20 protein-coding genes and 2 pseudogenes are annotated in these 22,258 nt (G+C 64.8%); 12 read left to right on the forward strand and 10 right to left on the reverse strand.

All coding sequences use genetic code 11. From position 1 onward, the window contains the following. Positions 1-58 precede the first annotated feature (58 nt). Complete coding sequence (locus LU671_RS08210; RefSeq protein ID WP_203649420.1) at positions 59-1,603, forward strand: phospholipase D family protein; 1,545 nt, start codon at positions 59-61, stop codon at positions 1,601-1,603. 122 nt (positions 1,604-1,725) lie between these two features. Here the strand turns inward: LU671_RS08210 and LU671_RS08215 are convergent, their stop codons facing one another. Together LU671_RS08215 and LU671_RS08220 are read right to left on the reverse strand one after the other, a co-directional pair. After that, positions 1,726-2,865, reverse strand: a complete 1,140-nt coding sequence (locus LU671_RS08215) for an MFS transporter (protein WP_232855392.1) — start codon at positions 2,863-2,865, stop codon at positions 1,726-1,728. 100 nt (positions 2,866-2,965) lie between these two features. Beyond that, entirely contained in the window at positions 2,966-4,459 is a 1,494-nt protein-coding gene (locus tag LU671_RS08220) for an aldehyde dehydrogenase (protein ID WP_203649416.1), read from the reverse strand. A 196-nt stretch (positions 4,460-4,655) separates the two neighbouring features. Here LU671_RS08220 and LU671_RS08225 point away from each other — a divergent pair, with 196 nt between their 5' ends. Continuing rightward, positions 4,656-5,015: a cupin domain-containing protein gene (locus tag LU671_RS08225; protein ID WP_050707521.1), complete on the forward strand. Its 360-nt coding sequence runs from the start codon at positions 4,656-4,658 to the stop codon at positions 5,013-5,015. A gap of 95 nt (positions 5,016-5,110) precedes the next feature. On the opposite strand, the gene rpmG is transcribed toward LU671_RS08225, so the two are convergent. Further along, positions 5,111-5,266, reverse strand: coding sequence for a 50S ribosomal protein L33 (gene rpmG / locus LU671_RS08230; RefSeq protein WP_003253507.1), 156 nt, complete (start codon positions 5,264-5,266; stop codon positions 5,111-5,113). Between the two features lie 10 nt (positions 5,267-5,276). Further along, positions 5,277-5,513 (reverse strand): 50S ribosomal protein L28, encoded by a 237-nt coding sequence (gene rpmB / locus LU671_RS08235; protein WP_003258972.1) that lies wholly within the window; start codon positions 5,511-5,513, stop codon positions 5,277-5,279. Positions 5,514-5,875: 362 nt separating this feature from the next. Here rpmB and LU671_RS08240 point away from each other — a divergent pair, with 362 nt between their 5' ends. Continuing rightward, a complete protein-coding gene (locus tag LU671_RS08240) occupies positions 5,876-7,465 on the forward strand; it encodes an ABC transporter substrate-binding protein (protein ID WP_232855393.1) in 1,590 nt (529 codons plus the stop codon). Positions 7,466-7,558: 93 nt separating this feature from the next. Here LU671_RS08240 and radC read toward each other — a convergent pair. Next, positions 7,559-8,238: pseudogene (gene radC, locus LU671_RS08245) on the reverse strand (RadC family protein). Positions 8,239-8,365: 127 nt separating this feature from the next. Between radC and coaBC the strand changes: the two are divergent. The 4 genes and pseudogenes from coaBC to argB all read left to right on the forward strand — a co-directional run bounded on the left by coaBC (position 8,366) and on the right by argB (position 12,482). Continuing rightward, positions 8,366-9,577 carry a bifunctional phosphopantothenoylcysteine decarboxylase/phosphopantothenate--cysteine ligase CoaBC gene (coaBC, locus tag LU671_RS08250; RefSeq protein WP_203649404.1) on the forward strand — a complete coding sequence of 404 codons (1,212 nt, stop codon included), beginning with the start codon at positions 8,366-8,368 and terminating at the stop codon, positions 9,575-9,577. A 5-nt stretch (positions 9,578-9,582) separates the two neighbouring features. Continuing rightward, positions 9,583-10,038: a dUTP diphosphatase gene (gene dut, locus LU671_RS08255; RefSeq protein WP_050707525.1), complete on the forward strand. Its 456-nt coding sequence runs from the start codon at positions 9,583-9,585 to the stop codon at positions 10,036-10,038. Positions 10,039-10,172: 134 nt separating this feature from the next. Next, positions 10,173-11,546: pseudogene (locus tag LU671_RS08260) on the forward strand (phosphomannomutase/phosphoglucomutase); the annotation flags it as partial. Between the two features lie 30 nt (positions 11,547-11,576). Beyond that, positions 11,577-12,482 carry an acetylglutamate kinase gene (gene argB, locus LU671_RS08265; protein WP_028689938.1) on the forward strand — a complete coding sequence of 302 codons (906 nt, stop codon included), beginning with the start codon at positions 11,577-11,579 and terminating at the stop codon, positions 12,480-12,482. A gap of 179 nt (positions 12,483-12,661) precedes the next feature. On the opposite strand, the gene pyrE is transcribed toward argB, so the two are convergent. Then, positions 12,662-13,303, reverse strand: coding sequence for an orotate phosphoribosyltransferase (pyrE, locus tag LU671_RS08270; protein ID WP_232855394.1), 642 nt, complete (start codon positions 13,301-13,303; stop codon positions 12,662-12,664). 80 nt (positions 13,304-13,383) lie between these two features. Between pyrE and LU671_RS08275 the strand changes: the two genes are divergently transcribed. Beyond that, on the forward strand, positions 13,384-14,163 hold the full coding sequence (locus tag LU671_RS08275) for an exodeoxyribonuclease III (RefSeq protein ID WP_203649402.1): 780 nt from the start codon (positions 13,384-13,386) through the stop codon (positions 14,161-14,163). A gap of 61 nt (positions 14,164-14,224) precedes the next feature. Here the strand turns inward: LU671_RS08275 and rph are convergent, their stop codons facing one another. Beyond that, positions 14,225-14,947, reverse strand: coding sequence for a ribonuclease PH (gene rph / locus LU671_RS08280; protein WP_009681991.1), 723 nt, complete (start codon positions 14,945-14,947; stop codon positions 14,225-14,227). A 224-nt stretch (positions 14,948-15,171) separates the two neighbouring features. On the opposite strand from rph, the gene LU671_RS08285 reads away from it, so the two are divergent. Both LU671_RS08285 and gmk read left to right on the forward strand, forming a co-directional pair. Next, positions 15,172-16,035, forward strand: coding sequence for a YicC/YloC family endoribonuclease (locus LU671_RS08285; protein ID WP_186712300.1), 864 nt, complete (start codon positions 15,172-15,174; stop codon positions 16,033-16,035). A 13-nt stretch (positions 16,036-16,048) separates the two neighbouring features. Then, positions 16,049-16,669, forward strand: coding sequence for a guanylate kinase (gmk, locus tag LU671_RS08290; RefSeq protein ID WP_232855395.1), 621 nt, complete (start codon positions 16,049-16,051; stop codon positions 16,667-16,669). 134 nt (positions 16,670-16,803) lie between these two features. On the opposite strand, the gene LU671_RS08295 is transcribed toward gmk, so the two are convergent. From LU671_RS08295 to LU671_RS08305, 3 genes are all read right to left on the reverse strand, one after another. Next, positions 16,804-18,345 (reverse strand): APC family permease, encoded by a 1,542-nt coding sequence (locus LU671_RS08295; RefSeq protein ID WP_203649391.1) that lies wholly within the window; start codon positions 18,343-18,345, stop codon positions 16,804-16,806. A 112-nt stretch (positions 18,346-18,457) separates the two neighbouring features. Next, positions 18,458-19,231, reverse strand: a complete 774-nt coding sequence (locus LU671_RS08300) for a gamma-glutamyl-gamma-aminobutyrate hydrolase family protein (protein WP_203649389.1) — start codon at positions 19,229-19,231, stop codon at positions 18,458-18,460. 4 nt (positions 19,232-19,235) lie between these two features. Next, positions 19,236-20,618, reverse strand: coding sequence for a glutamine synthetase family protein (locus LU671_RS08305; RefSeq protein ID WP_203649387.1), 1,383 nt, complete (start codon positions 20,616-20,618; stop codon positions 19,236-19,238). Between the two features lie 208 nt (positions 20,619-20,826). Between LU671_RS08305 and LU671_RS08310 the strand changes: the two genes are divergently transcribed. Both LU671_RS08310 and rpoZ read left to right on the forward strand, forming a co-directional pair. After that, positions 20,827-21,702 (forward strand): LysR family transcriptional regulator, encoded by an 876-nt coding sequence (locus tag LU671_RS08310; RefSeq protein WP_203649385.1) that lies wholly within the window; start codon positions 20,827-20,829, stop codon positions 21,700-21,702. A gap of 278 nt (positions 21,703-21,980) precedes the next feature. Then, positions 21,981-22,244 (forward strand): DNA-directed RNA polymerase subunit omega, encoded by a 264-nt coding sequence (gene rpoZ, locus LU671_RS08315; RefSeq protein ID WP_008091595.1) that lies wholly within the window; start codon positions 21,981-21,983, stop codon positions 22,242-22,244. Positions 22,245-22,258 lie beyond the last annotated feature (14 nt).

Consider the following 22,258-nt stretch of genomic DNA (forward strand, 5'->3'; position numbering starts at 1 on the left):
TTGCGCCGCCTTCCACGGTCCAACCCCATAAGCCCTTGCTGCACAGGACGATCCACCCTTGAGACTCCAGCGAGCCCTGCCTCTGCTGCTGGCGCTCGGCCTGTTTGGCTGCGCCAGCGTCGGTACACCGCGTGAAGTCAGCCAGGCATTACCGGCAGCCGACTCGGCGTTCGGTCGCTCGGTGCAGCGCCAGGCCGCGCCTTACGAGGGGCGCTCGGGCTTCCGTCTGCTGCCCAACAGCAACGAGGCGTTCCGCGCCCGCGCCGAGCTGATCCGCAACGCCCGGACAAGCATCGACCTGCAGTACTACATCGTCCACGACGGCCTCAGTACCCGCGCCCTGGTCCACGAACTGCTGCGCGCCGCCGACCGCGGCGTGCGTGTGCGCATCCTGCTCGACGACACCACCAGCGACGGCCTGGACAGCCTGATGGGCACCCTCGCCGCCCACCCGAACATCCACATCCGCGTGTTCAACCCGCTGCACCTGGGGCGCAGCACCGGCGTCACCCGCGCGGTAGGGCGACTGTTCAACCTGTCGCGCCAGCACCGGCGCATGCACAACAAGCTGTTCCTGGTGGACAACAGCATGGCCATCGTCGGCGGTCGCAACCTGGGCGACGAGTACTTCGACGCCGAGCCCAACCTCAACTTCACCGACATCGACCTGCTGGGCGTGGGCCCGGTAGCCGAGCAGCTCGGCCACAGTTTCGACCAGTACTGGAACAGCGCCCTGAGCCGCCCCATCGGCGATTTCCTCTGGCGCCAGCCCGATGCCGACGACCTGTTCGCCAGCCGCCAGCGCCTGGAGGTGTCGCTGGCCGAGGCGCGGGTCGAGCGCAAGGCGCTGTACGACCGCCTGATGGCCTACCAGTCGCTGCCGCGCCTGGACGTATGGCGCAACGAGCTGATCTGGGCCCACAGCCAAGCCTTGTGGGATGCGCCAAGCAAGGTGCTGGCGGACGACGAGCCGGATCCACGATTGCTGATGAGTCGGCAATTGGCCCCGGAGCTGAACGGTGTTCACAAGGAATTGATCCTGGTCTCGGCCTACTTTGTTCCAGGCGAACCGGGGCTGCTGTACCTGACCAGCCGCGCCGACGCCGGCACCTCGGTCAAGCTGCTGACCAACGCCCTCGAAGCCACCGACGTACCGGCCGTGCACGGTGGCTACGCGCCCTACCGCCGTGCCCTGCTCGAGCATGGCGTGCAACTGTACGAGCTGCGTCGCCAGCCCGGCGCCCCTCGGCCACGCCTGGGCTTGCATGGCAGCTCCGATTCGAGCCTGCACAGCAAGGCCATGGTGTTCGACCGGCGCAAGACCTTCATCGGTTCGTTCAACTTCGACCCGCGCTCGGTGCTGTGGAATACCGAGGTCGGGGTGCTGGTGGACAGCCCGGAGCTGGCCGAATACACCCGCGACCTGGCCGTGCAGGGCATGGCGCCGGCGCTGAGCTACGAGGTGAAGCTGGTGGACGGGAAACTGGCCTGGGCGACCGAGGACAATGGCCAGCGGCATATGCTGCTGACCGAGCCGGGGGGGATATGGCGACGCTTCAATGCCTGGATCAGCAAGGCGGTCGGGCTGGAGAAGATGTTGTAGCTGGGATTTCCGGGGGCGCTTTGCGCCCCTTTCGCGGCACAAGGCCGCTCCTACAGGGGACCGCGATCTTCTGTAGGAGCGGCCTTGTGCCGCGATGGGCTGCGCAGCAGCCCCAGGATGGCTCAGGCCGACGCCGGCTCGAAGGCATCCCGCCGCCGGGTCAGCACCACCAACCCCGCCGCCCCCACCGCCATCAGCAACGGCAGCGCGTGCCCGCTGATCCACTGGCTCCCCGCCCCGGCCAGCAACGGCCCAAGCAGGCAACCGATGCCCCACAGCTGCGCCACATGGGCATTGGCCCGCACCAGCTCGTCGTCCCGGTAGCGCTCGCCGATCAGTACCAGCGACAAGGTGAACAAGCCACCCGCACTGGCACCGAACAGCACCCACAGCGGCCAGATCACCGGTGTGTGCAACAGCAACGGAATCGCCAGGCTGGAAACCAGCAAGGTCAGCGCGCAACCACTGAACAGCGTGCGTCGCGACATACGGTCGGCCAGCGCGCCAATCGGCAATTGCAGTACCGCATCGCCCACCACCACGGTACTGACCATGAACAGCGCCACCTCCGTGGTGAACCCCTGTTGCAGGCAATACACCGGCAGCAGGGTGAGGATCATCGCTTCGAACGCCGCGAACAGCGCAATGGCCCATGCGATCACTGGCAAGCGCCGACAGAACCCGAACAGGTCGCGGAAAGTAACGCTACAGGCCTCGGTACTCGGTGCCCCACCTCGGCCCAACAGGATCAACGGCGCAACCAGCAACAGCCCGGTCGCCGCCCAGAAACCAAAGTCGTCGTCCGAACCGAGAAAGCCCAGCACCAGCGGGCCGGCCAGCTGGCTCAGGGCATAGCTGCTGCCGTACAGCGCCACCAATCGGCCACGCCACTGCTCGACCACCAACTGGTTGATCCAGCTTTCGCCGAGGATGAACACCACGGTCAGTGACATGCCGATCATCAGGCGCAGCAGCAGCCACAAGGGGTAGCTGGGCAGCAGCGCCACCAGGGCGATAGAGACCGCACCGCCCCACAAGCACAGACGCATGGCCGCAGGCACGCCGACCCAACCGGCCAGCCGACTGGCTACCGCAGCCCCCACCAGCACGCCCAGCGCCGGCATCGCCGCCATCACGCCGATGGCGAACCCGCCGTAGCCCCAGCCCTCCAGGCGCAGGGACACCAGCGGCATGCTCACACCGAGCGCGAGCCCGACACTGAGCACCGACGCCAGGACGGCAAAGTAGGTTCCCCAACGCATAGCGGCCTCCGGAAAAAATCTGGCAAAAAGCATCGCGGGGCAAGCCCGCTCCCACGACTGACGTGGGAGCGGGCTTGCCCCGCGAAAAGACGCTACCTGATTACAGCTTGATCCAGGTCGCCTTCAGCTCGGTGTACTTATCCAGCGCATGCAGCGACTTGTCACGGCCGTTGCCCGACTGCTTGAAGCCACCGAACGGCGCGGTCATGTCGCCGCCGTCGTACTGGTTGACCCAGACGCTGCCGGCGCGTACGGCACGGGCGGTCTTGTGGGCCTTGGAGATGTCAGCGGTCCAGATGCCGGCGGCCAGGCCATACGGCGTGTCGTTGGCGATGGCGATGGCTTCCTCGGCGGTGTCGAAGGTGATCACCGACAGCACCGGGCCGAAGATCTCTTCCTTGGCGATCTTCATGGCGTTGGTCACGCCGTCGAAGATGGTCGGCTCGACATAGGTGCCACCGGTCTCTTCGAGGATGCGCTTGCCACCGGCCAGCAGCTTGGCGCCGTCCTGGTGACCGGCGTCGATGTACGACAGCACGGTGTTCATCTGCTGGGTGTCGACCAGCGCACCGACGGTGGTCGCCGGATCCAGCGGGTTGCCCGGTTTCCAGGCCTTGAGGGCCTCGACCACCATGGGCAGGAACTTGTCCTTGATCGAGCGCTCGACCAGCAGGCGCGAACCCGCGGTGCAGACCTCGCCCTGGTTGAAGGCGATGGCGCTGGCGGCGGCCTCGGCGGCGGCCTGCAGGTCAGGCGCATCGGCGAAGACGATGTTCGGGCTCTTGCCGCCAGCTTCCAGCCAGACGCGCTTCATGTTCGACTCGCCCGCGTAGACCATCAGCTGCTTGGCGATCTTGGTGGAACCGGTGAACACCAGGGTGTCGACATCCATGTGCAGGGCCAGGGCCTTGCCCACGGTGTGGCCGTAGCCTGGCAGCACGTTCAGCACGCCTGCCGGGATACCGGCCTCGATGGCCAGTTGGGCGATGCGGATGGCGGTCAGCGGCGATTTTTCCGACGGTTTCAGGACGATGGAGTTACCGGTGGCCAGGGCCGGGCCCAGCTTCCAGCAGGCCATCAGCAGCGGGAAGTTCCACGGTACGATGGCACCGACCACGCCTACTGGCTCACGGGTCACCAGACCCAACTGATCGTGCGGGGTCGGGGCGACTTCGTCGTAGACTTTGTCGATGGCTTCGGCAGTCCAGTGGATGGCCTGGGCCGCGCCCGGAATGTCGATGGAGGAGGAGTCACCGATCGGCTTGCCCATGTCGAGGGTTTCGAGCAGGGCCAGTTCCTCGACGTGCTTGCGCAGCAGGTCGGCGAAGCGGATCAGCTTGGCCTTGCGCTTGGCCGGGGCCAGGCGCGACCAGACGCCGGATTCGAACACGGCGCGGGCGTTGTCGACGGCGCGGTTGGCGTCGGCCAGGTCGCAGCTGGCGACCTTGGCCAGGAAGCGTCCGTCCACCGGGCTCAGGCAGTCGAAGGTTTCACCGGATGCGGCATCGGTGTATTCGCCGTTGATGAAGGCGCGGCCTTCGATCTTCAGTTGCTGGGCACGCTGTTCCCAGTCCGCACGAGTCAGGGTGGTCATAGGAAACTCCTCTCTTGTTAAGGTGCAACGCCGCACTGAGGACTCACGGGCGCTGTCAGAAATTCTGGCCGGGCGACGAACGCACACCGGCATCCGACACCCTAAACCAGGGCGGACAAACTATCAATATATTTGACACGAATGGCCTAAACGCCTACTGATGTGCATTTTATTAAACAACAACAGGGTAATCACCATGAGCATCGCCAGTATCGTCGACTTTGCCCAGGTTCTCACCGAGGCCGAACGCTACCGCCCGGCGGCGGAGAAAATCCTCAAGGGCGAGCCTGACCAGGCTGTCTACAACCACTATTCCAGCCCTTGCGGCCAATTCGCCGCCGGCGTCTGGGAGGGCGAGGTGGGCCAGTGGACGGTGAGCTATACCGAACACGAGTACTGCGAGATCGTCCAGGGCGTGTCGGTGCTGCGCGACCAGGAAGGCAACGCCAAGACCCTGCGTGCCGGTGATCGGTTCGTCATCCCGGCCGGCTTCAAGGGCACCTGGGAAGTGCTGGAGCCCTGCCGCAAGATCTATGTGCTGTTCGAGCAGAAGTAACCTTGTGGGAGCGGGCTTGCCCCGCGATTGCCGATTCGCAGGCATAAAAAAACCCGCCACCTTGCGGTAGCGGGTTTTCTCAGGTCGCCGATCAATTACTTGATCTTGGCTTCCTTGTACACCACGTGCTTACGGACGACCGGATCGTATTTCTTGATCTCGATCTTGTCCGGGGTGGTGCGCTTGTTCTTGTCGGTGGTGTAGAAGTGGCCGGTGCCGGCACTCGAAACCAGACGGATCAATTCACGCATGACGTTCTCCTTAGAACTTTTCGCCGCGAGCGCGCAGCTCGGCCAGCACTACGTCGATACCACGCTTGTCAATGACGCGCATGCCTTTGGCGGATACGCGCAGACGCACGAAACGCTTCTCGGACTCAACCCAGAAACGGTGGTGCTGCAGGTTCGGCAGGAAACGACGACGGGTTTTGTTGTTTGCGTGGGAAATGTTGTTCCCGGTTACTGGACCCTTACCAGTAACTTGACAGACTCTCGACATGACTCAGCCCTCTAAAACCACATGCCCAACCCGGCATGGGTTGGCCGCTTAATCTCTCAGTCTTTGGCGCCAGGCGCCGTGATTCTGGAGGTCTTATCGACCGGATTCGCTGATGCGACAGGCCGAGCCCCTAGAAAAGAGCGCTGCTTTATACCAGAAAGACTACGCCGCAACAACAGAAAGTGAGCATCCACCTGCTGCAAATTGCGGGGGAGCAGCATAACGACTCGCCCGCCACACTGTCGACCGCTCGTCGCCAAGCACCTGAAAAAGAGGGTGGTCATTTCTTGTAGCGCACACTAGGGTAGGGCCATTTCCAGACTGCACCGGCAGATGGGCCACCGACCAGCCAAGGAGTCACCATGCGTGCCGCCGCCCTTTCCTTGTTTTTCACTGCCCTGTGCGCCGCCGGTCTGGCCCAGGCCGCACCACTGTCGGTGTGCACCGAAGCCAGCCCGGAGGGCTTCGACGTGGTGCAGTACAACTCGCTGACCACCACCAATGCTTCGGCTGATGTACTGATGAACCGCCTGGTCGAGTTCGACGCCGGCCTCGGCAAGGTGGTGCCGAGCCTGGCCGAAGGCTGGTCGGTATCGCCCGATGGCCTGATCTACGACTTCAAGCTGCGCCAGGGCGTGCAGTTCCACACCACGGCGTACTTCAAGCCGAGCCGCGAGCTGGACGCCGACGACGTGCTGTTCAGCTTCCAGCGCATGCTCTACCCCGCCCACGCCTGGCACAAGACCGCCCCGGGCGGCTACCCGCACGCCCAGTCGCTGCAACTGGGCAGCCTGATCAAGGCGATCGACGCCCCTGATCCGCACACCGTGCGCTTCACCCTGACCCACGCCGACGCCACCTTCCTGGCCACCCTGAGCATGGGCTTCGCCTCGATCTACTCCGCCGAGTACGCCGACAAGCTGCTCAAGGCCGGCACCCCGGACAAGCTCAACAGCCAGCCGGTGGGTACCGGGCCGTTCGTCTTCCAGCGCTTCCAGAAGGACGCCGTGGTGCGCTACCGCGCCAACCCCGACTACTTCGCCGGCAAACCGTCCGTCGACCCGCTGATCTACGCCATCACCCCGGACGCCAACGTACGCCTGCAGAAGCTCAAGCGCGGCGAGTGCCAGGTGGCCCTGTCGCCCAAGCCGCTGGACATCGCCGAAGCCGGCAAGGACGGCAACCTCAAGGTGGTCACCACGCCAGCGTTCATGACTGCCTTCGTCGCCATCAACAGCCAGCATCCGCCGCTGGACAAGCCCGAGGTGCGCCAGGCGATCAACCTGGCCTTCGACAAGGCCGCCTACCTGAAGGCGGTGTTCGAAGACACCGCCACCGCCGCCAACGGCCCTTATCCGCCGAACACCTGGAGCTACGCCAAGGACTTGCCCGGCTACGTCCTGGACCAGAAGAAGGCCAACGCGCTGCTGGCCAAGGCCGGCCTGGCCAAGGGCTTCGAGACCACGATCTGGACCCGCCCGGCGGGCAGCCTGCTCAACCCCAACCCCAGCCTCGGCGCGCAGATGCTCCAGGCGGACCTGGCCAAGGTCGGTATCAAGGCCGAGATCCGCACCATCGAATGGGGCGAGTTGATCCGCCGCGCCAAGGCCGGCGAGCACGACCTGCTGTTCATGGGCTGGGCCGGTGATAATGGCGACCCGGACAACTTCCTCAGCCCGCAGTTTGCCTGCGCGGCGGTCAAGTCCGGGACCAACTTCGCGCGCTTCTGCGACAGCCGCCTGGACCAACTGATCAATGCCGGACGCACCACCAACGACCAGAGCGTGCGCAGTCGCCTGTACCAGCAGGCGCAGACGCTGATCCAGCAGCAGGCGCTGTGGCTGCCGCTGGCGCATCCGACGGCGGCGGCGCTGCTGCACAAAGGGGTCGAGGGTTATCAGGTGAGCCCGTTCGGGCGGCAGGACTTCAGCAAGGTCTCCGTCAGCCGTTGAGGCCTTTTCGCGGGTAAACCCGCTCCCACAGGTTACGCGCAAATCCTGTGGGAGCGGGTTTACCCGCGAGAGGCCGGTGCAGCTTGCCCACGACTAACCCGCCAACCACCCATGCTCGAGCATCGACAGCGGCTCGCCATCACCGACGATGACATGGTCCATCACCCGCACATCGATCAGCGCCAGCGAGCGCTTGAGCATCAGCGTCAGATGCACGTCATCCTGGCTCGGCTCGCAATTGCCCGACGGATGGTTATGGCAGAGGATCAGTGCCGCCGCGTTGTGCAGCAATGACCGGCGCACGACCTCGCGTGGGTAGATGCTCGCGCGGTCGATGGTGCCGCGGAACAGTATTTCGAACGCCAACGGTCGATGCTTGGTATCCAGGAACAGGCAGCCGAACACCTCGCTGGACTCGTGCCGCAGCATGGACTTGAGATAACGCCTCACCGAGGCCGGGCTCTCCAGGACCGAGGCACGCTCGATGTGTTCGTCCAGATAGCGCCTGCCGATCTCCAGCAATGCCTGCAACTGCGCATACCGCACCGGCCCAAGGCCTGGCTCGCGCAGCACCTTGGTCCGGTCCGCCTCGAGAAACTGCCGAAGCCCGCCGAACTTCGCCAGCAGGCCACGGGCGAGATCGAGCACATTGCGCCCGGCAACCCCGAGCCCAGCAGCACGGCCAGCAATTCCGCGTCCGAAAGAATCGACGCCCCGCGCTGCAACAGCTTTTCCCTCGGCCGCTCCTCAGCCGGCCACTCCCTGATGTTCATTTCCCCTCCTCGCCTGCCACTACGGCCCATTTGGGCGCTGTGTTAATCTAGTTCGCTTCGAAAATGCGACGATCTGCCGCAGGCAGCTATCGTCGCCACCCGCTTTCACTGGAATAAGGCAAGGCCTATGCAGCGGTTGTATCGCAAGCGCATCGTTCTCGGCGTGGGTGGCGGCATCGCCGCCTACAAGAGCGCCGAGCTGATTCGCCGACTCCTGGAACACGGCGCGCAGGTGCGCGTGGTCATGACCCGTGGTGGCGCCGAGTTCATCACCCCGCTCACGCTGCAGGCGCTGTCCGGCCACCCGGTACACATGGACCTGCTCGACCCCGCCGCCGAAGCGGCCATGGGCCATATCGAGCTGGCCAAGTGGGCCGACCTGGTGCTGATCGCCCCGGCCACCGCCGACCTGATGGCGCGCATGGCCCAAGGCATGGCCGACGACCTGCTGACCACCCTGGTGCTGGCCACCGACGCCACCGTGGCCGTCGCCCCGGCGATGAACCAGGCCATGTGGCGCGACCCGGCCACCCAGGCCAACCTCGAGCTGCTCAAAAGTCGCGGCATCCAGGTGTTCGGCCCGGCCTCTGGCAGCCAGGCCTGTGGCGACGTCGGCCTGGGCCGCATGCTCGAAGCCACGGACCTGGCCTGGTGCGCCGCCGAGAGCTTCAAGCGCCAGGCCCTGACCGGCAAGCACGTGCTGATCACCGCCGGGCCGACGCAAGAGAACATCGACCCGGTGCGCTACATCACCAACCATAGCTCAGGGAAAATGGGCTTCGCCCTGGCCGAGGCCGCCGCCGAAGCCGGGGCCCGGGTGACCCTCGTCACCGGCCCGGTGCACCTGCAGACGCCCGACCGGGTCAACCGCATCGACGTGGTCAGCGCGCGGGACATGCTCGCGGCCTGCGAGGCGGCCATGCCCTGCGACCTGTTCATCGCCTCGGCCGCGGTCGCAGACTACCGCCCGGAAGTCGTCGCCCCACAGAAGCTCAAGAAGGATCCCACCACAGGCGACGGCATGCTGCTGCAGATGGTGCGCAATCCCGATATCCTTGCGACCATTGCCGGTCGGCCTGATCGCCCGTTCAGCGTGGGCTTCGCCGCCGAGACCGAGCACCTGCTCGACTACGCCACGCGCAAGCTCAAGGACAAGAACCTCGACCTGATCGTCGCCAATGATGTGGCCAACCCCAGCATCGGCTTCAACAGCGAGGAGAACGCCCTGACCGTGATCGACCGCCAGCAGCACCAGACCCTCTTCGCGCAGACCAGCAAGGGCAAGATCGCCCGCCAGCTGGTTGCCTTCATCGCCGAACGGCTCAACCAGGTTCAATAAGTTACATGCACGCTCTTCAAGCCAAGATCCTCGACCCACGCCTGGGCACCGAATTCCCCCTTCCGCAGTACGCCACCCCCGGCTCCGCCGGCCTGGACCTGCGCGCCCTGCTCAAGGAGGACACCGTCCTCGAGCCGGGCCAGACCCTGCTGATTCCCACCGGCCTGTCGGTGTACATCGGCGACCCGGGCCTGGCGGCCATGATCCTGCCGCGCTCGGGCCTGGGCCATAAGCACGGCATCGTGCTGGGCAACCTGGTCGGCCTGATCGACTCGGACTACCAGGGCGAGCTGATGGTCTCCTGCTGGAACCGCGGCAATACGCCGTTCACCATCACCGTCGGCGAGCGCATCGCCCAGCTGATCCTGGTGCCGGTGGTGCAGGCGCACTTCGACATCGTCGAGCAGTTCGACGAGACCCAGCGCGGTGCCGGCGGCTTCGGGCACTCCGGCACCCGCTGAGCCGACAGCAGACCGCTCGGGCCATGGATGGCGAACTCTCTGGCGAAACCGCCGTCCAAGCGTTCAGTTTGCGCTTGCCCAGAAGCCTTTGACTTATGGAGTCCCCAGAGATGAACGACATGGCCCAGCTGGTCCCCGCACTGCCCGACAGCATCTTCCGCGCCTATGACATCCGTGGTGTGGTTGGCAAGACCTTGCATGCCGAGACCGCCTACTGGATCGGTCGCGCCATCGGCGCCCAGACCCTCGCCCAGAGCGAGCCACAGATTTCGGTCGGCCGTGATGGCCGCCTGTCCGGCCCGATGCTGGTCGAGCAACTGATCAAGGGCCTGGCCGACGCCGGTTGCCAGGTCAGCGATGTCGGCCTGGTACCCACTCCGGCGCTGTACTACGCCGCCAACGTGCTGGCCGGCAAGTCGGGGGTGATGCTCACCGGCAGTCACAACCCGTCGGACTACAACGGTTTCAAGATCGTCATCGCCGGCGACACCCTGGCCAACGAGCAGATTCAGGCCCTGCTGACGCGCCTGAAGACCAACGACCTGACCCGCGGCGAAGGCCGTGTGGAAAAAGTCGAGATCCTCGACCGCTACTTCCAGCAGATCACCGCCGACGTGAAGCTGGCCAAGCGCCTGAAGGTGGTGGTCGACTGCGGCAACGGCGCCGCCGGCGTGGTCGCCCCGCAACTGATCGAGGCCCTGGGCTGCGACGTCATCCCGCTGTTCTGCGAGGTCGACGGTAACTTCCCCAACCATCACCCGGACCCGGGCAAGCCCGAGAACCTGGAAGACCTGATCGCCAAGGTGAAAGAGACCGGTGCCGACATCGGCCTGGCCTTCGACGGCGACGGCGACCGCGTCGGCGTGGTGACCAACACCGGTAGCATCGTCTATCCCGACCGCCTGCTGATGCTGTTCGCCCAGGACGTGCTGTCGCGCAACCCGGGTGCCGAGATCATCTTCGACGTCAAGTGCACCCGCCGCCTGACCCCGCTGATCGAGCAGCACGGTGGCCGTGCGTTGATGTGGAAGACCGGCCACTCGCTGATCAAGAAGAAGATGAAACAGACCGGCTCGCTGCTGGCCGGCGAGATGAGCGGACACATCTTCATCAAGGAACGCTGGTACGGTTTCGACGACGGCATTTACAGCGCCGCGCGCCTGCTGGAGATCCTCAGCAAGGCCGGGCAAGACGCCGAAAGCCTGTTCGCCGCGTTCCCCAATGATATTTCCACGCCGGAAATCAACATTGATGTGACCGACGAGGGTAAATTCAGCATCATTGATGCACTGCAACGCGACGCCGACTGGGGCGAAGCCAACCTGACCACCATTGACGGTGTGCGGGTCGACTATCCCCACGGCTGGGGCCTGGTCCGCGCCTCCAACACCACGCCGGTGCTGGTGCTGCGCTTCGAGGCCGACAGCGCGGCAGAGCTCGACCGAATCAAGGCTGTATTCCGCACGCAGTTGCTGCGGGTCCAACCCGGCCTGCAACTGCCGTTCTGACGACTATACGTTCCTTACCTGGAGCCCTGCATGACCCTCGATCGCGATGCCGCTTCCCATGTAGCCGAGGTTTTGTCCGAAGCACTGCCTTACATCCGCCGCTTCGTCGGCAAGACCCTGGTGATCAAGTACGGCGGCAACGCGATGGAGAGCGAGGAGCTCAAGACCGGCTTCGCCCGTGACATCGTGCTGATGAAGGCCGTGGGCATCAACCCGGTGGTGGTGCACGGCGGCGGGCCGCAAATCGGCGACCTGCTCAAGCGCCTGTCGATCGACAGCCACTTCATCGACGGCATGCGCGTCACCGACGCGGCGACCATGGACGTGGTGGAAATGGTCCTGGGCGGCCAGGTGAACAAGGACATCGTCAACCTGATCAACCGCCACGGCGGCAGCGCTATCGGCCTGACCGGCAAGGACGCGGAGCTGATCCGCGCCAAGAAGCTGACCGTCACCCGTCAGACCCCGGAGATGACCACCCCGGAAATCATCGACATCGGCCATGTCGGCGAGGTCGTGAGCGTCAACACCGACCTGCTGAACATGCTGGTCAAAGGCGACTTCATTCCAGTGATCGCACCGATCGGCGTGGGCGCCAACGGCGAGTCGTACAACATCAACGCCGACCTGGTGGCCGGCAAGGTGGCCGAGGCGCTGAAAGCCGAGAAGCTGATGCTGCTGACCAACATCGCCGGCCTGATGGATAAGCAGGGCGAGGTCCTCACCGGCCTGACCACCGAGCAGGTCAACGAACTGATCGCCGACGGCACCATCTACGGCGGCATGCTGCCGAAGATCAAATGCGCGCTGGACGCCGTCCAGGGCGGCGTCAACAGCTCGCACATCATCGACGGCCGCGTGCCGAATGCGGTGCTGCTGGAGATCTTCACCGACAGCGGCGTGGGCACCCTGATCACCAACCGCAAGCCACGCTGAGTGATCGGTTAGCCTGTTCTGGCCTCTTCGCGGGTAAACCCGCTCCCACAGGGATAGCACCGCCTTTGAGGGCTATGGCGATCCTGTGGGAGCGGGTTCACCCGCGAAAGGGCCGGAACAGGCGACACAAAAAAGGCGACCTTCACAAGAAGGTCGCCTTTTTCATTTCCAGGCCAGGATCAGATCCCGTACTGCGCCCGATACGCCTCTACAGCCGGCAGGTGCTGCTTGAGCTGCGGATCGTCAGCCAGGAACTCCAGCACCTGGGTCAGCGAAACGATGCTGACCACCGGGATACCGAAGTCGCGTTCCACTTCCTGGATCGCCGACAGCTCGCCATTGCCACGCTCTTCGCGGTTCAGCGCGATCAGCACGCCGGCGGCCTTGGCCTGCTGGGCGTTGATGATCTGCATGACCTCGCGGATGGCGGTACCGGCAGTGATCACGTCGTCGATGATCAGCACGTCACCGGCCAGCGGGGCGCCGACCAGGCTGCCGCCCTCGCCGTGATCCTTGGCCTCTTTGCGGTTGAAGCACCACGGCACGTCGAGCTGGTGCTGTTCGGCCAGGGCCACGGAAGTGGCCGCCGCCAGGGGAATGCCCTTGTAGGCCGGGCCGAACAGCACGTCGAAGGGGATCTTGCTGTCGACGATGGCCGCCGCGTAGCAACGCCCCAGCTGGGCCAGCGCGGAACCTGTGTTGAACAGGCCGGCATTGAAGAAGTACGGGCTGGTACGCCCCGATTTCAGAGTGAACTCACCGAAGCGCAGAACGCCGCGATCGATGGCAAAACGGATGAAGTCGCGCTGATACGGCTGCATGAAAGGTCCCGGACACCACGGATTTAGCTAAATGTGTTGAGCTCGGGTATCATACACGCACGAGATTTTTGGGGCCATTTATGCGGATCATCAGTGTGAACGTAAATGGCATTCAGGCTGCGGCCGAGCGTGGATTGCTCAGCTGGCTGCAAGCCCAGAATGCCGACGTCATCTGCCTTCAGGATACCCGCGCCTCGGCCTTTGAACTCGACGACCCAGCTTTCCAGCTCGATGGCTATTTCCTTTACGCCTGCGACGCGGAGGTGCCCACCCAAGGTGGCGTGGCACTGTACTCGCGCATGCAGCCCAAGGCAGTCATCACCGGCCTGGGCTTCGAGACAGCCGACCGCTACGGGCGTTATCTGCAAGCAGATTTCGACAAAGTCAGTATTGCCAGCCTGCTGCTGCCTTCGGGCATGAACGGCGACGAAGACTTGAACCAGAAGTTCAAGTTGATGGACGACTTCGCCAAGTACCTGGACAAGCAGCGTCGCAAGCGTCGCGAATACATCTACTGCGGCTCGTTCTACGTGGCGCAGCAGAAGCTCGACATCAAGAACTGGCGCGACAGCCAGCAGTCGGTCGGCTTCCTGCCGCCGGAACGCGCCTGGATGGACGCCATCGTCGGCGACATGGGCTATGTCGACGCCCTGCGCGAAGTCAGCCGTGAAGGCGACCAGTACAGCTGGTGGCCGGACAACGAGCAGGCCGAGATGCTCAACCTGGGTTACCGGTTCGACTACCAGATCCTCACCCCAGGCCTGCGCCGCTTCGTGCGCAACGCCCGTCTGCCGCGCCAGCCGCGCTTCTCCCAGCATGCGCCGCTGATCGTGGACTACGACTGGACGCTGACCATCTGAGTGCTGTCCAGACACGAAAAAGCCGACATTGATGTCGGCTTTTTCGTGTCTACAGGAACAGTCAGTCAGCCAATGCGGCCTGCTGCAGTTCGAAGATCTCGGTCATGCCCTTCTGCGCCAGCGCCAGCATGGCGTTGAAGTCTTCAGGCTGGAACGGCGCGCCTTCGGCGGTGCCCTGCACTTCGATGAAGCCACCGGCGCTGGTCATGACCACGTTCAGGTCGGTCTCGGCGGCGGAGTCCTCGAGGTAGTCGAGGTCGAGCACGGCCTCGCCCTGGTACATGCCCACCGACACTGCGGCGATCATGTGCTTGAGCGGGTTGCCGCCCTTGAGGCCGCCACGCTTCTTGATCACCGCCAGGGCGTCGCACAGGGCGACCATGGCGCCGGTGATCGAGGCGGTACGGGTACCGCCGTCGGCCTGGATCACGTCGCAGTCGACGTACAGGGTGATGTCGCCGAGCTTGCTCATGTCCAGCGCGGCGCGCAGGGAGCGGCCGATCAGGCGCTGGATTTCGAGGGTGCGGCCACCTTGCTTGCCGCGGCTGGCCTCACGCTGGTTACGCTCGCCGGTCGAACGCGGCAGCATGCCGTATTCGGCGGTGAGCCAGCCTTGGCCCTGACCTTTGAGGAAGCGGGGAACACCATTCTCGACGCTGACCGTGCAGATGACCTTGGTGTCACCGAACTCGACCAGTACCGATCCCTCGGCGTGCTTGGTGTAGTTGCGGGTAATGCGGATCGAGCGGAGCTGATCGGCGGCGCGACCACTTGGACGTTTCATCTGGGATACCTGTACCGGGACTTTGAATCTGCCGAGCATTATAGAGCCCGCCGCCCGCCGAAGGCACGCCTGTCGTCGTACCCGCGCAGCCTGTCGCCTTTTCCGACAGGCCAGAAGAGGGTCGGTAGCATGGGTGGATTGGGCGCCCGGGCCGCACTGCGCTACAATCCTGCGCCTTGCAGCCGACAGGCTCCCCGTTCACCTGAATACGCGAGGTACTCCCCATGGTGCATAGCATGACCGCTTTTGCTCGTGTCGAGCGCGCTGGCAGCCAAGGCACCCTGGTCTGGGAGCTGCGCTCGGTCAACCACCGCTATCTCGAACCCCACCTGCGCCTGCCCGAAGCGCTGCGCGACCTCGAAGGCGCGGTACGCGAGGGCCTGCGCCAGGGCCTGTCCCGCGGCAAGGTCGAGTGCACCTTGCGCCTGAGCGAGGACAACGCCGGCAAGCCGTTGCAGGTCGACCGCGAGCGCGCCGCGCAGCTGGTGGCCGCCGCCGAGACCGTCGCCGGCCTGATCAAGCAGCCAGCGCCGCTCAACCCGCTGGAAGTGCTGGCCTGGCCAGGCGTGCTGGTGGCCGACGCCAGCGACCCGCAGGCGCTCAATGCCGAAGCCATCGCCCTGTTCGACGAGGCGCTGGCCGAACTCAAGGCGGGCCGTGAGCGCGAAGGCGCCGAGCTGGCCCGGCTGATCAACGAACGCCTGGACAGCATGGCCGGCGAAGTCGCCACCCTGCGCACCCTGGTGCCGCAGATGCTGGCCGCGCAACGGCAGAAGGTCCTTGATCGCTTCGGCGACATGAAGGCCGAGCTCGATCCGCAGCGCCTGGAGCAGGAAATGGTCCTGCTGGCGCAGAAGAGCGATGTCGCCGAGGAGCTGGACCGCCTCAGCACCCACGTCACCGAGGTGCGCCGGGTGCTCAAGTCCGGCGGCGCCGCCGGCCGGCGCCTGGACTTCCTGATGCAGGAGCTCAACCGCGAAGCCAACACCCTCGGTTCCAAGGCCTTCGACCCGCGCAGCACGCAGGCGGCGGTCAACCTGAAGGTGCTGATCGAACAGATGCGTGAACAAGTACAGAATATCGAGTAAGGCCACCCCCACCATGAACCACAGCAGCGGCACCCTCTACATCGTTTCGGCCCCGTCCGGCGCCGGCAAGACCAGCCTGGTCACGGCCCTGATCAAGGACGACACCAACGTGCGCGTCTCGGTCTCCCACACCACCCGCGCCATGCGTCCGGGCGAGGAGCACGGGGTGAACTACCACTTCGTCGTCCACGAGGAGTTCAAGGCATTGATCGCCCAGGGCGACTTCCTCGAGCACGCCGAAGTGTTCGGCAACTTCTACGGCACGTCGCGCAGCGCGTTGCAGGAAACTCTCGACCAGGGCTTCGACCTGATCCTGGAAATCGACTGGCAAGGCGCCAAGCAGGTGCGCAAGCTGATGCCCGAGGCGCGTTCGATCTTCATCCTGCCGCCAAGCCAGGAGGCCTTGCGTCAACGGTTGGATGGCCGTGGGCAGGACAGCGAGGAGATCATCGCCGGGCGTATGAAGGAAGCGGTCAGCGAGATGGTGCACTACGACGAGTACGACTACGTCATCATCAACGATGACTTTGACGTGGCGCTGGACGAGTTGAAGGCTGTGTTCAAGGCCAACCGCCTGCTGCTGAAGAAACAGCAACAGCGCCATGGTGGCCTGCTAAAAGAACTGCTGAACTGATAGACCGAGGGGCCGCTCTGCGGCCCTTTCGCGGCACAAGGCCGCTCCTACAGGCGATCGCATCAGTCCATATTGACGCGATCCCTTGTAGGAGCGGCCTTGTGCCGCGAAAGGGGCGCAGAGCGCCCCCAGCTTCATTCCTGCAACTGAATGGTCGCCTGCTGACGCAGGGTAGCCCCCAGGAAATACGCCGGCGCCCGCAGCCGCGACAGCATCATCAGCACGATCCCCAGTGCCGAGATGATCGCCGCAATCACGAACACCAGCCCCAGCCCGCCCACATGCGAGCCGCTGCCGAAGTCCGGCGAAGCGCTGTCGATCGCCGTGCGCATGAAGATCACCGACAGGATCACCCCACCCACCAGCGGGCAGACGCCGCGCATGAAGAAGTGGCGCACGCTGTCGAACAGGCTGCGGCGGAAGTACCACACGCAGGCGAACGCGGTCAGCGAGTAGTAGAAACAGATCATCATGCCCAGCGCGGTGATGGTGTCGGCCAGCACGTTCTCGCTCAGGGTACGCATGGTCACGTAGAACAGGCCCGCGGCAATACCGGCGCAGATGGTTGCGTAACGTGGCGTCTGCGAACGCGGGCAGACCGTGGCGAAGCGCTGCGGCACGGCGCCGTAGTAACCCATGGCGAGCAAGGTGCGCGCCGGCGAGACGAAGGTCGACTGCAGCGAGGCGGCGGTGCTGGCCAGCACGGCGATGGACATCAGGATCGCCAGCGGCCCCATGACCGGGCCGGCCAGGTGGGCGAACACGTTCTCCTGGATGCGCGGATTGCCCAGGCCCAGGCCATCCTCGCTGATCCCGGCGAACTGCAGGGTGGCGATGGCGGTGAGCAGGTACAGGCCGAGAATCAGCAGCACGGTCCAGGTGGCGGCCTTGCCGGGCACTTCTTCACTGCCGACCGACTCTTCGCTGACGGTCAGGCACACGTCCCAACCCCAGAAGATGAAGATCGACAACGACAGGCCCGCAGCGAACGCCGAGAACGACTCGACGCCGAACGGGTTGAACCAGGCAAGATCGAATGCCAGCGGCGGCGGCGCGGTGGTCTCGCCGAAGGCGGCGAAGGCGAAGCCGATCAGCACCAGCAGTTGCAAGGCCACCAGGCCGTACTGCACGGTCATGGTGGTGGCCATGCCGCGACAGCAGATCCACACCGCCAGGGCAATGAACACGCAACAGGTGGTGACGTTGACCAACAGGTTGTCCGCCAGTGCCGCCAGCTCCTGGTTGCCGGTGATCTGGGCCAGGAACAGGTAGAAGAAGTCCACCGCCACGCCCGCCAGGTTGGACAGCACGATGGTGGTGGCGACCACCAGCCCCCAGCCGCCGATCCAGCCGATCATCGGGCCAAAAGCCCGGGCCGACCAGGTGAAGGAGGTGCCGCTGTCGGGCTCTGCCGAGTTCAGCTCGCGGTAACCCAGGGCCACCAGCAGCATCGGCAGGAAGCCGACGATGAACACCGCCGGCAGGTGGGCGCCGACTTCGCGCACGGTCGGGCCGAGCGCGCCGGTCAGGGTGTAGACCGGGGCGATGGTGGAAATGCCCAGCACGACGCTGGCCAGCAGGCCGAGGCGGCCCTTGGCCAGGCCCTTGCCGCGCTGGGTGTTGCCCGAGTCGGACGCCACGTCGGGTGGGCGTCCGGCTTCTGTGTAATCGCTCATGAGTATTTGCCGTAACTATTGGAATTGTTGTCACAGACCCGCCGTAGAGGGCCCGCTTCCACTCATTGAAAGCTCGCTTTGGGGGTGAGTCATCCGAGACTTTCGGGTGACGTCAGAATCGCTCCTGGCGCGCACCCTCCCGTGCAGCATGGGCAATGCAGGCCTCGCGGAACGCCTCGAACAGGCGCAGCGAAACCGGGTTTTCGGCGAAACGCCATTCAGGGTGCCACTGCACGCCGACAACAAAGCCCGGCGCATCAGGCATCGACACCGCTTCGATCAGGCCATCCGGGGCCCGTGCTTCGACACGCAGGCCCGGGGCCAGACGGTCGATGCCCTGACTGTGCAGCGAGTTGACCTCGAACCGCGCAGCCAGGCCCAGGCGCTCGAACACCCCACCCGGCTCGATGCCGACAGGGTGACGAGGGCCGTATTGCACCTCCAGGGGTGCGTCCTCAGGTTCACGGTGGTCCAGGTAGCCGGGCAATTCCTGCACCCGCTGGTGCAGGCTGCCGCCAAGGGCCACGTTCAGTTCCTGGAAGCCACGGCAGATGCACAACACCGGCACACCGGCGGCAATGGCCGCCTGCAGCAGCGGCAAGGTCAGGCGGTCACGTGCAAGATCGTGCCGGGTACCTTCCGCGCTGGGGGCGCCATTGTAATGATGCGGCTCGACATTTGAAGGCGAACCGGTAAAAAGAATGCCATCGAGCCGGGCCAGCAGCGCCTGGGTGTCGCTGCCGCCATCACGCGCCGGCAGGATCAGCGGCAGCCCGGCAAAGCCTGCGGCCTCGACATACTTGTCGCCCACCGTGTGCGACGAGTTCTTCCCCACCTGCTGGCGGCAGGCGCTGACACCGATCAAGGGGACCGCAATTGCGCTCATGGGCTTACACCGTGTGCAGGTACCAGTTGTACTCGAGGTCGGAGATCGACACTTCGAATTCGGCCAGCTCGCTCTCCTTGCAGGCCACGAAGATGTCGATGTAGTCCGGGCTGATGTATTGGTTGAGGACTTCACTGTCGTCCAGCGCGCGCAGGGCGTCGCGCAGGTTGTTCGGCAGGCTCTGTTCCAGCTGTTCGTACGAGTTGCCCTCGATTGGCGCGTCCGGCTCGACCTTGTTGGTCAAGCCGTGATGGATGCCAGCGAGGATCGCCGCGAGCATCAGGTACGGGTTGGCGTCGGCGCCGGCCACGCGGTGCTCGATGCGCACGTTCTCGCTGCTGTCGGTCGGCACGCGGACCGCCACGGTGCGGTTGTCCAGGCCCCAGCTCGGTGCGTTGGGCACGTAGAACTGGGCGCCGAAGCGGCGGTAGGAGTTGATGTTCGGGCACAGGAAGGCCATCGACGCCGGCATGGTCTCCAATACGCCGCCGATGGCGTGGCGCAGGGTGTCGCTCTGCAGCGGGTCGTCGTTGGCAAAGATGTTCTTGCCGGTCTTCTTGTCCAGCAGCGAGATGTGCACATGCAGGCCGTTGCCCGCCTGGCCCGGATAGGGCTTGGCCATGAAGGTGGAGTCCATCTCATGGTCGTAGGCGACGTTCTTGATCAGGCGCTTGAGCAGGATCGCGTAGTCGCAGGCCTTCATCGGGTCGGCGACGTGGTGCAGGTTGACCTCGAACTGCGCCGGGGCGCTTTCCTTGACGATGGCGTCGGCAGGCAGGCCTTGCTCCTTGGCGGCTTCGAGCATGTCCTGCAGGCAGTCGGCGTATTCGTCGAGGTCGTCGATCAGGTACACCTGGGTCGACTGCGGGCGCTTGCCCGAGATCGGCGAGCGCGGCGGCTGCGGACGGCCGTTGAGGTTGTCCTGGTCGATCAGGTAGAACTCCAGCTCGAACGCGGCGCAGATATCCAGGCCCAGGTCGTCGAACTTGCTCACCACCTGGCGCAGCACCTCGCGCGGGTCGGCGAAGAACGGCGCGCCGTCCAGTTCGTGCATGGTCATCAGCAACTGCGCGGTCGGGCGCTTCTGCCATGGCTCGTCGCAGAGCGTGCCGGGAATCGGGAAACAGATACGGTCGGCGTCACCGATGTCCAGGCCCAGGCCCGTGCTTTCGACGGTCGAGCCGTTGATGTCCAGGGCGAAGAGCGAGGCTGGCAGGTTGATGCCCTTCTCGTACACCTTGTGCAGGCTGGCGCGCTCGATGCGCTTGCCGCGCACCACCCCGTTCATGTCGGAGATCAGCAGGTCGACGTACTGGGTATCCGGATGGGCATCCAGGAACTCATTCATCTCGCGGGAAGAACTGGCGCACGGGGAGACCGACGTCATGGCTGTACATCCTTCGATTTGGAGCGGCGATGTGGGGAACTGCGGATGACGCCTTGGCAGGCGACGATGGTGCTGCTGTTGTTCTTTTAACTGGCCCATCGTGGGGGGCTTGTTGCCGACCGGCTGCATTGATTCCCGGGGGCCGTTCCACTATAAAATGGCCTCAACGCAACAGACATTGGCATTTTGGCAAGCAGAGCGTGCACCGATGCAATATCAGATCAACCATGCAGACCTATCACTGGTCCTGGCGCTGGAGCGCGGCCGCTCCCTGGCCAAGGCCGCCGAACTGCTCAAGGTCGACGTTTCCACGGTCTTCCGCTCGATCCGCCGGCTGGAATCGGCGCTGGGTACCGCGCTGTTCGTCAAGAGCCGCAAGGGCTACCTGCCCACCGATACCGCCCAGGCCCTGGCCGAGCAGGCCGAGCGCGCCGAACAGGCGCTGGACGCGGCGCGCATCGCCCTGACCAGCGGTGAGCAGGTGGTCAGCGGCACCGTGCGCCTGACCTGCACCGAGGCGGTGCTGCACAGCCTGCTGCTGCCGGCGCTGGCCGAGTTCATGCCCAACTACCCGGCGCTGTCGCTGGAAATGGGCACCTCCAACACCTTCGCCAACCTCAGTCGCCGCGATGCCGACATCGCCCTGCGCCTGACCAACACGCCGCCGGAACACCTGGTGGGCCGCTGCCTGGGCTCGACCTCCTACGTGGTCTGCGGCCTGCCGGTGCTGCGCGAGCGCCTGCAGGAGTCCGCCGCCAACGTGCCATGGATCGCCCCCGACGATTCCATGCAGGACCACGCCACGGTGGTCTGGCGTAACCAGCATCACCCGGGGCTGATCCCGCGCTACCAGTGCAGCGGCATGTCGACCATCGCCCAACTGGTGACCACCGGCCTGGGCGTGGCGGCACTGCCCGACTACATGGTCCACGACCTGCCCGGCGTCGAGGCGCTGAGCGGCCCGCTGCCCGGCTGCGACACCCAGTTGTGGCTGCTGACCCGACCCGATTGCCGCGCCCTGCGCTCGGTGCAGACGCTGTTCGAGGAGCTGACTCCGCGCCTGCGCGACGCAATGTTGCGTTAACGCGTCAGGGGCGGTTGTGTCGGCGATGGACGGCACGCTATTGTCGGGCATCGGCGGTTGGCTCCAGTTGTCTGGATCGGCCCTATCGCGGGGCAAGCCCGCTCCCACGAATGTGTTCCCGAAACGGGCAACGTGGGAGCGGGCTTGCCCCGCGATAGAAGCGCCACAGGCACACCCGACAAAACAGCCCTTCCCTATTGGCTGGTGATTTTTTAAACTATCGAGTCCGCCTGCCCATTCTGGGCGCACGCCTACCGCATTTGCTACTGAGGAAGACCATGGCCCGCGTAACTGTTGAAGACTGCCTGGAACACGTGGATAACCGCTTTGAGCTGGTCATGCTCTCGACCAAGCGCGCCCGCCAGCTGGCTACCGGCGGCAAAGAGCCACGCGTTGCGTGGGAAAACGACAAGCCGACCGTCGTCGCCCTGCGTGAAATCGCCGAAGGCATCGTCACGCCAGAGTTCATCGCCGCCGAAGAGATCGTCACCGAGGATCCGGTATTCGCCGCGTTCGAGGACGAGAACAACGAGGCCGTCTGATTGATGCCCAGTCG

Origin of the sequence: Pseudomonas sp. NMI760_13, assembly GCF_021283245.1 — a bacterium.
GTDB classification, from domain to species: Bacteria; Pseudomonadota; Gammaproteobacteria; order Pseudomonadales; family Pseudomonadaceae; genus Aquipseudomonas; species Aquipseudomonas peradeniyensis.

What these genes read in the sequence shown, in the direction of transcription:
- LU671_RS08240 (WP_232855393.1), top strand. Translation starts at nt 5,876, where the DNA reads ATGCGTGCCGCCGCCCTTTCCTTGTTTTTCACTGCCCTGTGCGCCGCC.
- argB (WP_028689938.1), top strand. Translation starts at nt 11,577, where the DNA reads ATGACCCTCGATCGCGATGCCGCTTCCCATGTAGCCGAGGTTTTGTCC.
- LU671_RS08215 (WP_232855392.1), bottom strand. Translation starts at nt 2,865, where the DNA reads ATGCGTTGGGGAACCTACTTTGCCGTCCTGGCGTCGGTGCTCAGTGTC.
- coaBC (WP_203649404.1), top strand. Translation starts at nt 8,366, where the DNA reads ATGCAGCGGTTGTATCGCAAGCGCATCGTTCTCGGCGTGGGTGGCGGC.
- LU671_RS08220 (WP_203649416.1), bottom strand. Translation starts at nt 4,459, where the DNA reads ATGACCACCCTGACTCGTGCGGACTGGGAACAGCGTGCCCAGCAACTG.
- LU671_RS08295 (WP_203649391.1), bottom strand. Translation starts at nt 18,345, where the DNA reads ATGAGCGATTACACAGAAGCCGGACGCCCACCCGACGTGGCGTCCGAC.
- rpmB (WP_003258972.1), bottom strand. Translation starts at nt 5,513, where the DNA reads ATGTCGAGAGTCTGTCAAGTTACTGGTAAGGGTCCAGTAACCGGGAAC.
- rph (WP_009681991.1), bottom strand. Translation starts at nt 14,947, where the DNA reads ATGAAACGTCCAAGTGGTCGCGCCGCCGATCAGCTCCGCTCGATCCGC.
- LU671_RS08305 (WP_203649387.1), bottom strand. Translation starts at nt 20,618, where the DNA reads ATGACGTCGGTCTCCCCGTGCGCCAGTTCTTCCCGCGAGATGAATGAG.
- LU671_RS08285 (WP_186712300.1), top strand. Translation starts at nt 15,172, where the DNA reads ATGGTGCATAGCATGACCGCTTTTGCTCGTGTCGAGCGCGCTGGCAGC.
- LU671_RS08310 (WP_203649385.1), top strand. Translation starts at nt 20,827, where the DNA reads ATGCAATATCAGATCAACCATGCAGACCTATCACTGGTCCTGGCGCTG.
- LU671_RS08225 (WP_050707521.1), top strand. Translation starts at nt 4,656, where the DNA reads ATGAGCATCGCCAGTATCGTCGACTTTGCCCAGGTTCTCACCGAGGCC.
- rpmG (WP_003253507.1), bottom strand. Translation starts at nt 5,266, where the DNA reads ATGCGTGAATTGATCCGTCTGGTTTCGAGTGCCGGCACCGGCCACTTC.
- pyrE (WP_232855394.1), bottom strand. Translation starts at nt 13,303, where the DNA reads ATGCAGCCGTATCAGCGCGACTTCATCCGTTTTGCCATCGATCGCGGC.
- LU671_RS08275 (WP_203649402.1), top strand. Translation starts at nt 13,384, where the DNA reads ATGCGGATCATCAGTGTGAACGTAAATGGCATTCAGGCTGCGGCCGAG.
- gmk (WP_232855395.1), top strand. Translation starts at nt 16,049, where the DNA reads ATGAACCACAGCAGCGGCACCCTCTACATCGTTTCGGCCCCGTCCGGC.
- LU671_RS08300 (WP_203649389.1), bottom strand. Translation starts at nt 19,231, where the DNA reads ATGAGCGCAATTGCGGTCCCCTTGATCGGTGTCAGCGCCTGCCGCCAG.
- rpoZ (WP_008091595.1), top strand. Translation starts at nt 21,981, where the DNA reads ATGGCCCGCGTAACTGTTGAAGACTGCCTGGAACACGTGGATAACCGC.
- dut (WP_050707525.1), top strand. Translation starts at nt 9,583, where the DNA reads ATGCACGCTCTTCAAGCCAAGATCCTCGACCCACGCCTGGGCACCGAA.